The 13,543-nt window shown below is 47.0% G+C and carries 14 protein-coding genes and 1 pseudogene; 6 read left to right on the plus strand and 9 right to left on the minus strand.

The genetic code is table 11. From position 1 onward, the window contains the following. Position 1: 1 nt before the first annotated feature. From PRU_RS09515 to PRU_RS16100, 5 genes are all read right to left on the minus strand, one after another. Positions 2-442: a hypothetical protein gene (locus tag PRU_RS09515; protein WP_041386060.1), complete on the minus strand. Its 441-nt coding sequence runs from the start codon at positions 440-442 to the stop codon at positions 2-4. A gap of 12 nt (positions 443-454) precedes the next feature. After that, positions 455-1,777: an RHS repeat domain-containing protein gene (locus tag PRU_RS15370; RefSeq protein WP_013063456.1), complete on the minus strand. Its 1,323-nt coding sequence runs from the start codon at positions 1,775-1,777 to the stop codon at positions 455-457. A gap of 192 nt (positions 1,778-1,969) precedes the next feature. Beyond that, positions 1,970-2,122: a hypothetical protein gene (locus PRU_RS16095; RefSeq protein ID WP_155267480.1), complete on the minus strand. Its 153-nt coding sequence runs from the start codon at positions 2,120-2,122 to the stop codon at positions 1,970-1,972. A gap of 2 nt (positions 2,123-2,124) precedes the next feature. Further along, entirely contained in the window at positions 2,125-2,442 is a 318-nt protein-coding gene (locus tag PRU_RS09530) for a nucleotidyltransferase domain-containing protein (RefSeq protein ID WP_013063273.1), read from the minus strand. Positions 2,443-2,821: 379 nt separating this feature from the next. Further along, a complete protein-coding gene (locus PRU_RS16100) occupies positions 2,822-2,968 on the minus strand; it encodes a hypothetical protein (protein WP_177168135.1) in 147 nt (48 codons plus the stop codon). A 211-nt stretch (positions 2,969-3,179) separates the two neighbouring features. On the opposite strand from PRU_RS16100, the gene PRU_RS15375 reads away from it, so the two are divergent. From PRU_RS15375 to PRU_RS09560, 6 genes are all read left to right on the plus strand, one after another. Next, positions 3,180-4,265, plus strand: a complete 1,086-nt coding sequence (locus tag PRU_RS15375; protein WP_013064682.1) for an AAA family ATPase — start codon at positions 3,180-3,182, stop codon at positions 4,263-4,265. 83 nt (positions 4,266-4,348) lie between these two features. Beyond that, positions 4,349-5,056 (plus strand): DUF6371 domain-containing protein, encoded by a 708-nt coding sequence (locus PRU_RS09545; RefSeq protein WP_139294868.1) that lies wholly within the window; start codon positions 4,349-4,351, stop codon positions 5,054-5,056. Positions 5,057-5,127: 71 nt separating this feature from the next. After that, positions 5,128-5,457, plus strand: coding sequence for a hypothetical protein (locus tag PRU_RS09550; protein ID WP_013063087.1), 330 nt, complete (start codon positions 5,128-5,130; stop codon positions 5,455-5,457). A 119-nt stretch (positions 5,458-5,576) separates the two neighbouring features. After that, a complete protein-coding gene (locus PRU_RS09555) occupies positions 5,577-6,116 on the plus strand; it encodes an HU family DNA-binding protein (RefSeq protein ID WP_013064043.1) in 540 nt (179 codons plus the stop codon). Positions 6,117-6,142: 26 nt separating this feature from the next. Continuing rightward, entirely contained in the window at positions 6,143-6,247 is a 105-nt protein-coding gene (locus tag PRU_RS16495) for a smalltalk protein (RefSeq protein ID WP_157054486.1), read from the plus strand. Beyond that, entirely contained in the window at positions 6,235-6,672 is a 438-nt protein-coding gene (locus PRU_RS09560) for an N-acetylmuramoyl-L-alanine amidase (RefSeq protein ID WP_013063557.1), read from the plus strand. Before PRU_RS16495 ends, PRU_RS09560 begins: the two co-directional genes overlap by 13 nt. Positions 6,673-6,721: 49 nt before the next feature. Here PRU_RS09560 and lpxA read toward each other — a convergent pair whose 3' ends face one another. From lpxA to PRU_RS09580, 4 genes and pseudogenes are all read right to left on the minus strand, one after another. Next, positions 6,722-7,498, minus strand: a complete 777-nt coding sequence (gene lpxA, locus PRU_RS09565; RefSeq protein ID WP_041386063.1) for an acyl-ACP--UDP-N-acetylglucosamine O-acyltransferase — start codon at positions 7,496-7,498, stop codon at positions 6,722-6,724. A 91-nt stretch (positions 7,499-7,589) separates the two neighbouring features. Next, the gene (locus tag PRU_RS09570; protein WP_013063101.1) at positions 7,590-8,969 is read right to left on the minus strand and encodes a TolC family protein; all 1,380 of its coding nucleotides are present in this window, start codon (positions 8,967-8,969) and stop codon (positions 7,590-7,592) included. Between the two features lies 1 nt (position 8,970). Further along, a pseudogene (locus PRU_RS09575) lies at positions 8,971-12,230 on the minus strand (efflux RND transporter permease subunit). Positions 12,231-12,260: 30 nt separating this feature from the next. Beyond that, entirely contained in the window at positions 12,261-13,439 is a 1,179-nt protein-coding gene (locus PRU_RS09580) for an efflux RND transporter periplasmic adaptor subunit (protein ID WP_033149670.1), read from the minus strand. Positions 13,440-13,543 lie beyond the last annotated feature (104 nt).

The following is a 13,543-nucleotide window of genomic DNA, read 5'->3' on the forward strand; positions in this document are numbered from 1 at the left end:
TTCATTGCTCAATAACATCTTCATCTATTCTTTCTCTATTATAGAAAGATACAAAATTTCCACGGCCATATATTATTATCAAAGGTTTATTTTGAGCCTTCCAGTCAATAACTGAATCTATCAAATTATAGTTAATTTTAGGAGAAGATTTCACCTCTTTAATAATACTTGAATTTTTGGTGTATATATCTACAGATTTAAAATCCACATAATGTAATGGTATATCGGGAAAGTTTTTGTCGAAACTCATAAACTTTATATAATTGTCACCAAACTCCTTGCTATGGCTCAAATATACATAGCTTATATCTGTATAATAATTTGCTGTTACTTTTACATACATTTTAATAGCAGGGATATAATAGATTCTGCTATGGGACGTCACATAATATTTTAAAACTAACATTATGATTGCTAAAATTATAATCACCCACTTTTTCATAACTCGTCTTTTTTAAGGGATTAAAAATGGATTACTACTATTAAACTTCTCTTTCACAAAAGGCATAGATTTTTTACCATATTTCCAACCATAATATTCTGCATTTTGAGTAGATATTCCTTCTACGCCCCCTTGATATATATCAAAGCCTACTCTTGCGAGTTCCCATGTCAATCCATTTACAGCTGCTACATATCCTGCAGCAATATTTCCAATATCACGCGCAGAAGAATATATCCTCATTCCACCCTGAGTTTTTCCAATAGGCATTCCTCTATATGGATTCACATCTTTCTTGCCTAACGTGCCATTTGTGACTTTAAAATCATATTCATGGTTTGTTCTTGCCTTATCCATATATGAAATAAGATCAGGATCTTTGAATATTTTTCCCAAAAAGATTTCCCCACTCATATCCGAAGGGTTAATTATACTATTTTCCCATTTCTTCTTATCACTATTATAAAAAGATGTCATTGTTGCAGAAACTCCGATGGATTCTCCTCTTACCGTATAGTTTCCGTCGTCGTCTTGAGTATAAACATAGATATTACGATCCTTATCATTAATATCTCCCCCAATCACTTGATATGTACCATCTTCTAATATTTTTACTTGGGTACTTCTTCCATCTGGGTCAATTAAAACAACAGGATTATTTACACAATACACATAGGGACTAGTGCCATAGTACTTCTCGCAAAGCGGATCGATCCTATCCCATCTTGCAAGGATGGGGTCATGTTGGCGGGCACCGTAATCGTAGGTGTTCAGACCGTGCATCTTGTCGAGCTCCTTGCCGTTGTATTTGTAGGGTTGGAAATCTGCGGCTGTAGATTCGGCATATGTAGCACCGAAGGGGTAGTAGTTCGTTATCTGCTGCACAGAGCCACTTGCATTTACCACTTCACGGATGTTACCTAGATGGTCAGGTGTGTAATAATAGAACGTAAAATTGTCGCTCGTTGTGCTGGCAGCTGATGCCTGAGCGTATCCACCATCGAACAAGTACTTATCAACCTTGCCATTCTTCATAACCAGACTTCCGCCAAGCAGATAGTCTGTTGAATCAGCCTGCAGGATTTGCGATGATGTCAGCTCAGCAGGCTTCACACCCCAAGTGCAGCTGATATTTGGCTTGGCGGTGTAGTGAACAGTGCGTAGCTTCTGCCCCGAAGCACTATATACATACTTGGTTACACTGCCATTCATAAAATATATCTGCTGGGGGTTATTGTTCAGGTCGTAGGCATAACTGATGGCATTTGCCTGCCAGGGGACAGTCCCGTGGCAGACTCCATCAAAGATATATTTTACAAGATGGTACTGTTTCATAATTTGGTATTTTAAGTTATTGTGGCGTTATAAAAACATCCGATGCAAAAATATAAAAAGCAAATTTAAATACGACGTATTTAACAAAGAATAACGAAACTTTAATTTTTTATAGCACACATCATGCCTGCCAGGGGACAGTCCCGTGGCAGACTTAAAGCTGTTAGTCGGGGGAATAGTTGATATCTTGGCCTACTTCGCAAGAAGTTCTTCGATTTTCTTTATGAAGTCTTTTGATGTCTGGATTTGATCTGCCAGGTCTTTTTCAGAAATGTCGTAAGCACAGTTGTAATCTGCTTTTTGACGTAACTGCATCATTCTTGCAAGGAAACCTTCAGCTTCCATAATTATACCAGAACTATGCCATCACGAGTCACATTCTCGTAGAATGGGGTAATACGATATGATTCCCACTCTTTAGTAGTGTACATGATGGGGTTGATTTCTTGACCTAAGTCGCAGCCTAATAGGACAAACGGATAACTGACATTGTCGTAATCAGATTGGTCAAGGGTGTCCTTATCTAATAGAATAAGGATATCCCAATCTGAATCTTTATGAGCATCACCTCTGGCTCTTGAACCATAAAGGATGGCCTTACCACCTTTGGGAATAGTAGAGGCGGCTGTCTGCTTTATCCGTGTTAATGCTGCTCTTGTAGTCATAACTTCTTAACTTTCGCTGCAAAGATACGATATGTTAGCGAAAAATGCAAATAAAATCGAAAAAAAATATTATCTTTGCGGCGTATGACGCGTGGTTTAAGTCCCGGTCTCCTATGTCGTATGGGGCTTATCACTCGTATGAACCTGACACGATTAGCACGAGGGATAGTGTGGTGAAGGAGATGATCATCCGAGAGCCTTTGTGCTCTCGGATGAATGTTTTTTAGCGGGGGAGGAGATGCTCGCGCAGCTCACTGATGAGCTCTTTAAACAGCTGCTCCTGTCGCTCGGGATTGTCGTCGTAGTGCGACAGGATGTCGCGCCAGATTTCGATCTGCTTACTGGTTTTTAACTCGAAGTCCGAAGGAAGTTTACCTTTTTAGGCTCCATTAATACAGCCATGGCCCAGATTGTACTGGGCCTCTTTGGCACGGTGCATGCGGTAGAAAGTCGTGTGGACCTTCTCCAGCACCTTGACTGTCAGAGCGTGCGCTGCTGACAGTGGATCTAAATTGTACTTCTTCATCACGTTTTTTACGTAATTGTGTTAATAATTATATATTGTGTCCTGACTATAGGACACTATTTTGTTAGCCTGCCGGAATCTTTTTACCTTTGTTTTGTCAACCGGTGACACTTTATATCAATAACGTTCAATCATCTAAAATATTGTGTTTAAATCACAAAAAACTATGAACCAGGAAAATTTAAACCTAATCAAAAGCAGTTTGCCCCTTATGGGGCAAGCTGCAACCCCTTCAGCGAAGAAAATAATTTCGATGCAGGATTTGGATGAGTTGCAATCGGGTCGTATCACCCCTGAGATGGAACTGCCACCTATGCAGCCGCTGTTTTCGATCCATGGAGTGCCTTGCTTTTATCGTGGCGAGCTGACTGCTGATTGTGGTAAGGCAAAGAGTGGCAAGACTACCTTCCTGTCGATACTGATGGCGGCTACCATCAAGCGACAGACACTGGCGCTGGAACGACTGACCGACGAGCCGCTAAAGGTGCTCTGGATTGACACAGAGCAGAGTCAGCAGAGTACGCAGGAGATACTGAAAGAGCGAATCATGCCCCTGGCAGGCGTGGACAAGCTTGACGATACGCAGTTTTTTGCCTTCAACCTGCGAGGTGTTGGTTTTGAGAAGCGTGGAAGAATGGTGGATGTGGCTATCCGATCGATAAAACCTGACATTTGTATTATCGATGGTGTGAAGGATCTGATGACTGATATCAACGATGCTGTACAGGCTACGCTGATTATGGAGAAGCTGATGGAGCTGGCTAAGGAAATGAACTGTTGCATCGTGTGCGTGTTGCACCAGAATAAGAGTGAACAGGATCGCAACATGCGTGGCTCTATCGGTACCGAACTTACCAACAAGGCTTTCGAGGTGTTTCAGTGCTCGATACTGGGTGATGATGAGACTTTTAAGGTGGAACAGACTTATAGTCGCAAACGAAAAATTAAGCAGAATTTTTATTACACCATTAATAAGGATGGCTTGCCTGAGGCTTGTGCCAACTATCACGAACAGCCACGCGATGCGCAGGGACGATTTATGAGCATGAAGCAGGATATGAGTGCTGATGAGGTTGATAAACTGTTAAAAGTTTTCGTAGATGCTTTTGAGGGTCGTTCGCAACGCCGTTTTAATGAGCTGATGGCTGTGGCATTGAAGAAATGCGGCGTGGCTGATGCTGCGACCTACTATGCCTACTTGGCCAAGGCTGAGGATGCGGGGGTTGTGCGCAAGATGGAGCATCCCGAAACGGGCGAGACTTGGGTGGAATTGCTTGACAACACGTTGCCCTTTTAATTTAATTAATTAATTTAGCCCCTATAAAGGGGCTTAATTTAAATTTAATTTAATTATTAATTAATTATAACCCGCACGAGCCGATGAAGTGGAATGAGGTTTTCTGCAACACGTTTAAGGCTATTGGAGAAAGGTTGGCGCCTGAGATAGAACGGAGGGTGAACTTTATGTTGCCTTCGCTGCCGATGGTTGAGGCTTGCAGGGCCAGCGAGTTCGATTTTCTGCAGGTGCTGATAGGGCAGGGGGTGATAACCACAGAGCAGGCGCTGCATGCAGCTGAGTGCTATCGGTTGGGTAAAACCAAGACCGGGCGAACCATCTTCTGGATGATCGACGACATGATGACGCCGCTGGATGCTCATATCGGTGATGGCTGGCTGTCGCAGATGCTGAAAGCCCGCGAAGAGCTGCTGGCTTACTGGACTGTGAAGCACTGCCTGTTTGGACTGCATCTGGTGGATGGCTCCAAGCCGATAGGCATCGTAGAGTCGGAGGCTTCGGCAGTGATTCTGAGCGAGCTGTATCCTGAATGTGTTTGGCTGGCTTATGCCGTTAACTCGCATTTGGTGATGGACATGCTGGCGCCGCTGCAGGGTAGCACGGTAACCATCTATCCGCGAACCGACCCCACGATGAGCAACTACGTGTTTTTTCTCGACTATGCCAAGCAAGCAGAACAGTATTACGACATCCGGTTGCGGATTGACAATACCTTGGAACTGCATGCCACCGAGGAACAAAAGCAACGGTGTATCGACATCGTGGATTTTGTACTTGATTCTGCGAGATAATCAACTTGTTTTATCATCAAAATCAACTTACTTTTTATCTATAATCAAATTACTTTTCATCCACAATCAATATGGTAAATTACTACAATAAGCATCTGTTTATCAGTAAGGCTAAACTGGCCGAACTGGCTGGTGTGTCGTATCGCACTTTTAACCGCTATCTGAAGACCCGCCAACACATCCTGGATGCCCTGGGGGTGAATCGCTATGCCAGGCTACTGCCGCCACAAGCCGTGAAGTATGTTTGTGAGGATTACTGCATCGATCTGCCACCAGAGCTGCAGGATCAGCGTGTGCTGCAGAGTCATCAGCTGTATCAGAAGGTGGTGCGTGAGTTGCAACTGACTACCTTTTTTGAAGGTAAATGGACCAAAATCACTGAAATACCACCCGATTTCTAATTATTTTCACGCTAACTTGCCGTAACTGGACAATGGCCTCTTGCAATACTGTACCTTTGCATTGTCATTCCGGATGGCACTAATGTTTATTCTTTAATGTTTAATGTTTAATCTAAATTATGGTACGTTACATTTTAAAGCAAATCAAAATCACTGGCAACAAGTGTTTCGGTAGGTGGTTCGCCAAGAACGTGGTGGAGGAGACTATCGACCTGGATGCTCTGGCTGAGCACATGAGTACTCACAACTCGCCTTACTCTAAGGGTGTTATCAAGGGCCTGCTCACCGACATGATCGGTTGTATCAAGGAACTCCTGCTGGAGGGTAAGAACGTGAAGATCGACGACCTGGCCATTTTCTCTCTTGGTATCAAGAACAAGGAGATGGCGGAGAAGGAAGAGGACTTCACTGTATCTAAGAACATCAGCGGTGTGAAGCTGAAGGCCCGTGCCACTGGCGACCTGATGAGTAAGAGTCTTAACCTGGAGGCTACCCTGAAGAAGGCTACCTTTGTGAATGGTAAGCTAGCTACTGAGCCAAGTAATGGCGATGGTGGTAATACCAGCGGCGGTGGCTCAACCAGCGGTAATGGTTCAGATACGCCAAGCGGCGGTGGTAACACCGGTGGAGGCGGTAACCATGAGCCTATCGGAGATTAAACTTAACCCTTAAAATTGTATTCTATATGGTGAAAGTAAATTGGACCAATGTTGCTAAAGTCCTTAAATTCATCGCAACAGTTATTACTGCAGTCCTGGGAACTATAGCTGTACAGTCATGCGCACAGTAAACCTAATTATCATCCATTGCAGTGCCACTCGCAGCAACCGACGCTTCACCGTCAAGGACCTCGAGAGCTGTCACAACGCCCGATTCCACAACAAGGGCATAGGCTATCACTACTACATTGAACGCGACGGACAACTCTATGCCACCCGCGACGAAGACGAGATTGGCATGCACGCCCGACACTACAATGCCCACAGCATAGGCATCTGTTACGAAGGCGGATTAAACGAGAAAGGCCAGGAGGCCGACACCCGTACCCCAGCCCAGAAACAAACGCTCATAGCATTGCTACGTAGTCTGAAAGTTGACTACCCCGATGCCGAGATCATAGGTCACCACGACCTTCCCTGGGTAACAAAGGCCTGTCCCTGTTTCGACGCCCGCACCGAGTACCAGCACCTACAGCCATTAGCCTTAGAGCAGTAGTAACCATAAAAAATCCCTCAGCTTGTGATAAGCTGAGGGATTGAATTGTTTATTTACACATGATACCTCGTTTGGAGTTCTCGAGGAATGTGATGATGTTGCGGATTTCGGGACCGTCGGGCACCTGTTCCTTAATCTGATTAATCACATCGAACACACTCGTCTTACCATGGAACAACAAACGGTAGGCATTGGCAATATGCTTCTGAACCTTTGGGTCGATATCGGCGTAGTTCATCACGGTGGTGTTAGGACCGCCATATTCCATGGGCGAACCACCGGCAATTACGTAAGGAGGCACATCGTGCGAGAAGGTGCAACCAGCCTGAATCAACGAGAGGTCGCCAGCGCGGGTGTTAGCATTCTGGATAGCACCCGACGAGAAGATAACACCGTTACCAATCTCGCAGTCGCCAGCAATCTTAGTACCATAGCCAAACACGCAGTTATCGCCCACCACGGTATCGTGGCTGATGTGGGTTCCTTCGAGCAGAAAGTTGTGATTACCAATCTTGGTAACACCATCCTTGTTGGTACCGCGGTTGATAACCACGTTCTCGCGGATGACATTGTTATCGCCTATCTCAACATACGACTTGGCACCACGGAAGTTAAAATCCTGTGGCAGGGCAGCAATCACCGAGCCCTGATGGATTTTATTGTTCTTACCGATGCGCGAGCCGTCGCAGATGCTAACGAAGGGGAAGATGATACAGTTGTCACCAATCACCACATCGTCCTCGATATACACAAAGGGGAATATCTTACAGTTGTCGCCAATCTTGGCCTTTGGGCTAATCTCGGCTTTTGGACTTATTTCGTTCATATCATTCACAATTTAAAAATTAAACAATTTAAAAATGTAACAATTAGATTTTACCATTTTTGCATTCTTACATTTTTTAATTTTTACATTTTTAATTGGCTCCGCCACCGAGAGCTTGGTAGAGACTTACTACAGCCTGCATCTTTGAGAGTTGGTCGCTAACCTCTGCTATCTCAGCGTTCAGCAGATTGCTCTGAGCGGTAATCACCTCGAGATAGGTGGTGTTTGACGACGACTCCATCAAACGTTTGGTGTCCTCGACATTCTTCTTGAGCACCTCTACACGCTTGCCATCCAGCTCGGCCTTCTGACTGTAAGAGTTGTAGGCTACGAGGGCATTAGACACCTCGTTACCAGCCTTGTAGATAGCGTTCTGCCACTTGTTGTAAGCCTGCTCGTACTGCATCTTGGCCACCTTCAGGCCAGCCACAATCTGTCCGTGCTGGAAGATGGGCTGAGTGAGCGAACCAACAGCCGAGAGCAACCATTTACCTGGATTGATTGAACCACTATTGTTGGTAAAGGCAGCTGTACCAGTGATGCTAATGCTGGGATAGAAACGGCTACGGGCCGTCTCCACATCGTAGAAGCACTGAGCAAGCGACATCTCGTACTGGTGCACGTCGGCACGGTTAGCCAGCATCTGGATGCCTACGCCTGCTGAGAGTTCGGTGGGCAGACTCTGCTCAGCAAACTTGCCACGGGCGATAGACTGTCCTGGCTGGCCCAACAGCAATGAGAGTGAGTTCTCGGTCTCACGCATCTGACGCTCCAGATCTACACGCTGACTCTGTACCTGATAGTAGGCAGCCTCGGCACTCTGAACGGCTGTAGAGCGATAGCCTGCGCGGTTCTCGTGCATAAACTGCATCTTCTCCCAGGTCTCCTTGGTGAGCTGCTCCATATCGGTAACAATCTCCATCTGGCGATCGATCATGAGCAGGGTGTAATACAGGTTGGCGATGGTAGAGATGACGTTGGTCTTTACTACCGTCTGGTAATCCTTTGTAGCGATGAGCTGCATCTGAGCCGAGCGCTTAGCACTGAGCAGATTGCCGAACAAATCGACATTCCAACTGGCTGAGATGGGCAGCGAGTACGACTTGGTAGCTGCAGCACCATCGAACGAGGTGAGTGAACCCTGTGGACTTACTGCTACTGAGGGCAGGAAGGCCAGCTTGGCCACCTTGAGTGCCTCGTTAACCATCTGCACGTTGAGGGCGGCATTCAGCAGGTCGGGATTGTTATCGAGACCTTGCTGGATGAGTGCCTGCAACTGTGGATCGGTAAACACCGAACGCCAAGGCATATTACCAAAGGTGGTGGTGTCCTGTACAGCCAGGGTATCGGTAAGCGACTGAGTGTCGCGAATCAATCCCTTGGTATCCACCTCGGGGCGCTCGTATTTATTATAGAGTCCGCAGCTTGACAGCAGCAATGCTGCAGACATACATATCATGAGTTTCTTCATATTACTTCTCCAATTCATAATCTTCTGATTTTTTATGTGCATACTGAGCCAGCTCGGCTGCAACCTCAGGATTCTCCTCGTCCTCGAACTTAATCGGACTGATCTTCTCCTGCAGAGTCTGGAAGATAACGAACAGTGTGGGCACCACGAACAGCTGCAGGATAGTACCAATGAGCATACCACCTACGGCAGCAGCACCCAGCGTCTGGTTACCATTCTTACCAACACCGCTGGCAAACATCATCGGCAGCAGACCGATAACCATGGCCAGTGAGGTCATGAGGATAGGACGCAGACGAGCAGCAGCACCCAAAACAGCCGACCAAGAGATGGCCATACCCGTCTGACGACGCTCAAGGGCGAACTGTACGATCAGAATGGCGTTCTTAGCCAACAGACCAATCAGCATGATGAGTGAGATCTGCATGTAGATATCGTTGGCATGACCAAACAGGTTGGTGAACAAGAAGCAACCAGCCAATCCGAATGGAACAGAGAGTACTACCGACAGTGGCAGGATGTACGACTCGTACTGTGCCGACAGAATGAGGTAGATGAAGATGAAGCACAACAGGAAGATGATACCTGTGGTGTCGGAAGCCTTAGCCTCCTCACGGGTCAGACCTGAGTAGTCGTAGGTATAACCACTGGGCAGCATCTGAGCAGCCACCTCGTCGATAGCCTTCAGCGCCTCACCGGTAGAATAACCATCAGCCACAGTACCTGTTACGTTGATAGAGGTGAACAGGTTGAAGCGGTTGATGTTCAACGGACCATAGACACGCTCCAGATTACAGAACTCCTTAACAGGCGACATGCCCGCAGGTGTGCGTACATATATACTATTAAGCGACTCAGGCGTCATACGTGTCTCAGGTGAACCTTGAATCATCACACGATAGAGTTTACCGAATGAGTTAAAGTTTGAGCCATACAGTCCGCCATAGTATCCCTGCAGTGTGCTGAGCACAGCTGTTGGCGAGATGCCCGACTGCTTACACTTAGCCACATCCACATGAACCATGTACTGAGGATAGCCAGGGTTGTAAGAGGTTTGTGCCGACTGGAACTCAGGACGCTTGTTCAGCTCGGCCAGGAACTCCTTAACCACACCGAAGAATCGGTTCAGATCGCCACCAGTACGGTCCTGCATAACCAGCGAGATACCCGAGTTAGCAGAGAAACCAGGAATCATTGGGGGCGAGAATGCCAGAATCTGTGCATCCTTGATATGAGCTGTCTTGATAAAGATCTGGGCAATCACACCGGTCGCATCGTAAGGATTGATGAAGAAGCGATAGATACCATCGCCCTGCCACAAACCAGAGAGTTTCCACCAGAATCCTTTCTGACGCTCCTCGAAGGGCTTCAGCTTGATGATAAACGTACCCTGGTCGGAACCGGCACCTGCGATAAAGTTATAACCCTGAACCATCTCACGGTTCTTGATAGCAGGAATCTGCGACAGGATAGAATCAACCTGCAGCACAACCTCTTTGGTACGAGCCTCGGAAGTGGCAGGAGGCATAGAGATGGTACAGAACAGTGTACCAGTATCCTCATCAGGCACCAGACCTGTCTTGGTAGTCACGAAGGTAACAGCCAGCACGACGATACCCACAACGACTGTACCGATAATGGCCAATGGCTTGCGCACCAGTTTCTCGAGAATACCACGGTATTTGCGGTTGTGGTTTCGAAAGCCACGTTGAACGACTGGTGGAAACGATCCACGCGCGACATCTTCTTTTCGTGACCATCCTTATCGTGAGGTTTCAGGAACACAGCACACAGGGCTGGCGACAGTGTCAAGGCGTTAACAGCCGAGATAATAATGCTGATAGCCATGGTTACACCGAACTCGCGATAGAAAGTACCCGAAGTACCGCCGATGAACGATACAGGCACGAACACAGCTGCCATTACCAGAGTAATAGAGATGATAGCACCCGAAATCTCGTTCATGGCATCGATAGAGGCGGTAAGCGACGACTTATAACCCTGATCGAGCTTAGCATGCACAGCCTCGACCACCACGATGGCATCATCCACCACGATGGCGATGGCCAGCAGCAAGGCCGACAGTACCAACAGGTTGATAGAGAAGCCCATCACATTCAGGAAGAAGAATGTACCTACCAGTGATACCGGTACGGCAATCAGCGGGATGAGTGTAGAACGCATATCCTGCAGGAAGATATATACCACGAAGAACACCAGTGCCAGTGTCATGAAGAGGGTGAATACCACCTCCTCGATTGAGGCATAGAGGAACTCGGTCACATCGTAGTTGATCTTCACTTCCATGCCCGGAGGCATCAGTTTCGTCTGCGATTCAAGCTCGGCCTTAACCTGCTTGGCAATCTCGTTAGCATTCGAACCAGCCACCTGCTGTACCATGGTCATTACCGAAGGTACACCATTGTTCTTCATCGATACCGAGTAGCCTTCACCACCCAGCTCAATCTTAGCCAGATCCTTCAGCTTCAGTGTCTGTCCGTTAGCATCACTCTTAATAATAATGTTACCAAACTCCTCGGCAGTACGGAAACGACCGGTATAACGCATCGAATACTCGTAAGCCACATTGGGAGCCTGCTCACCAAACTTACCAGGAGCAGCCTCGATATTCTGCTCGGCCAGTGCGGCTGTGATATCCGAAGGAATCAAGCTGTGCTGCTTCATCACATCGGGCTTCAGCCATATACGCATAGCGTAGGTCTTCGAACTGAATCCAGAAGCATCACCCACACCCTCGATACGCTTCAGCGCAGGCACGATGTTGATGGCGTTATAGTTGGTCAGGAACTCATCGTCGTAACGACCGTCGGATGTTAGTGAATACATCAGTACCTGTGACGACTGACGTTTTACCACGCGCACACCAATCTGGTTAACCTCGGAAGGCAGCAGAGCAGTGGCCTGACTCACACGGTTCTGTACGTTTACGGCACACATATCCGGATTCATACCCTGACGGAACATCACCTGAATCATAGCCGAACCAGGCGATGCTGTTGAGGTGATATAATCCATTCCCTCAACACCGTTGATACTCTCCTCAAGTGGCGTAACCACGGCATTCTTCACCGTTTCGGCATCGGCACCTGGGTAGCTACCCATGACCACGATGTTAGGCGGCGCAATATTCGGATACTGCTCGATAGGAAGCGAGACCAGTCCGATGAAACCCAGCAGCACGATGAGGATAGAGATCACCGTTGACAGTACCGGGCGTTTTATAAAATTCGTAAATGTCATAATTGTCAATTATAAATTTTCAATTATCAATTATTTCTTCATCGCACCAACGATGTCGCCGGCAGTCATAGCCTTAGCCTGCTCGTCGATCTTCTGCTGATAGCGCTCTGGGGTGATGGGCACAATCTCCATACCGTCGGACAGTTTGGTGATACCATTGGTCACATACTTGTCGCCAGCCTTCAATCCACCTGTTACCATGTAGTTCATACCATCGTTCTGTGGAGCAACCTGAATCTCGCTATACTTCACCTTGTTGTCGGCACCCAGCAGGTAAACGAACTTCTTGTTCTGAACCTCGGATACAGCCGACTGTGGGATGATGATGGCCGATGAGTTGCTGTGAGGAATCACGATAGCACCTGAGCCACCACTCTTGAGCACACGCTGTGGATTCTGGAACAGGGCAATCATCTGTACCGAACCAGTAGCAGCATCGATCACACCGCTCATCTTGGTTACAGTACCATCCAGATTATACAAAGTACCATCGGCCAACTTCAGCTTAACTGGTGGGAACTTTGATACGGCAGCATTCTGACCACCCTCGCCCTTGCTCATCTCGAGGGCATCCTTCTCGGTTACCGAGAAATAAACCTCCATCGACGAGTTGTTTGATACGGTAGTGAGCACATTACCAGTGCTTACCAGAGCACCTACTTTATAAGGCAGAGTACCAACTACACCTGCAGCGGGACTCTTCACATAGCAGTAGCTCAGCATCTCCTTATTCGATGCCAACAGAGCCTCAGCCTGAGCTACTGTGGCCTTGGCCTGCTCGTACTGATTGGTGGCCTGCTGCAACTCAAAGTCACCAATCACGCCATTCTCATGCAATTTCTGTGCGTTCTCATAACTCAACTTGGCAGTATTGAGCGAAGCCTTTGCTGTATTTACGCTAGCCTGTGCCTGGCGCACCTGAGCCTGATAAGTGACGTTATCAATCACAAACAGCACCTGTCCAGCGCTCACAGTCTGACCTTCCTTCACGTTAACCTGAGTAATGAATCCAGCCACCTTAGGACTAATCTGCACATCCTGTACACCCTTGATGGTTGCAGGATAAGTGGTCTGTGTTTCAGAACTCTGAGTACCTACAGTTGTTACAGGATACTCGTTGTCGCCAAACTGGGGGCGACCACCGCCACCACCGCATGATGACAAAATCAGCGATGCAACGGTCATTACCAAAAACATTCTTTTCTTCATACTAACTATCATGTATCTAATTTAATCCAAACACAATTCAACCCGAAAACTTTGCGTATTACGCGCGGTTTTCGGGTTGCAAAGATACGAAAATTATATCTTAC

The sequence above is a fragment of the Xylanibacter ruminicola 23 genome, assembly GCF_000025925.1.
Classification (GTDB): Bacteria; Bacteroidota; Bacteroidia; order Bacteroidales; family Bacteroidaceae; genus Prevotella; species Prevotella ruminicola.

What these genes read in the sequence shown, in the direction of transcription:
- PRU_RS16495 (WP_157054486.1), top strand. Translation starts at nt 6,143, where the DNA reads ATGGTGAAAGTAAATTGGACCAATGTTGCTAAAGTCCTTAAATTCATC.
- PRU_RS09530 (WP_013063273.1), bottom strand. Translation starts at nt 2,442, where the DNA reads ATGACTACAAGAGCAGCATTAACACGGATAAAGCAGACAGCCGCCTCT.
- PRU_RS09555 (WP_013064043.1), top strand. Translation starts at nt 5,577, where the DNA reads ATGGTACGTTACATTTTAAAGCAAATCAAAATCACTGGCAACAAGTGT.
- PRU_RS09580 (WP_033149670.1), bottom strand. Translation starts at nt 13,439, where the DNA reads ATGAAGAAAAGAATGTTTTTGGTAATGACCGTTGCATCGCTGATTTTG.
- PRU_RS15375 (WP_013064682.1), top strand. Translation starts at nt 3,180, where the DNA reads ATGGGGCAAGCTGCAACCCCTTCAGCGAAGAAAATAATTTCGATGCAG.
- PRU_RS15370 (WP_013063456.1), bottom strand. Translation starts at nt 1,777, where the DNA reads ATGAAACAGTACCATCTTGTAAAATATATCTTTGATGGAGTCTGCCAC.
- lpxA (WP_041386063.1), bottom strand. Translation starts at nt 7,498, where the DNA reads ATGAACGAAATAAGTCCAAAAGCCGAGATTAGCCCAAAGGCCAAGATT.
- PRU_RS09515 (WP_041386060.1), bottom strand. Translation starts at nt 442, where the DNA reads ATGAAAAAGTGGGTGATTATAATTTTAGCAATCATAATGTTAGTTTTA.
- PRU_RS09560 (WP_013063557.1), top strand. Translation starts at nt 6,235, where the DNA reads ATGCGCACAGTAAACCTAATTATCATCCATTGCAGTGCCACTCGCAGC.
- PRU_RS16100 (WP_177168135.1), bottom strand. Translation starts at nt 2,968, where the DNA reads ATGAAGAAGTACAATTTAGATCCACTGTCAGCAGCGCACGCTCTGACA.
- PRU_RS16095 (WP_155267480.1), bottom strand. Translation starts at nt 2,122, where the DNA reads ATGGAAGCTGAAGGTTTCCTTGCAAGAATGATGCAGTTACGTCAAAAA.
- PRU_RS09570 (WP_013063101.1), bottom strand. Translation starts at nt 8,969, where the DNA reads ATGAAGAAACTCATGATATGTATGTCTGCAGCATTGCTGCTGTCAAGC.
- PRU_RS09550 (WP_013063087.1), top strand. Translation starts at nt 5,128, where the DNA reads ATGGTAAATTACTACAATAAGCATCTGTTTATCAGTAAGGCTAAACTG.
- PRU_RS09545 (WP_139294868.1), top strand. Translation starts at nt 4,349, where the DNA reads ATGAAGTGGAATGAGGTTTTCTGCAACACGTTTAAGGCTATTGGAGAA.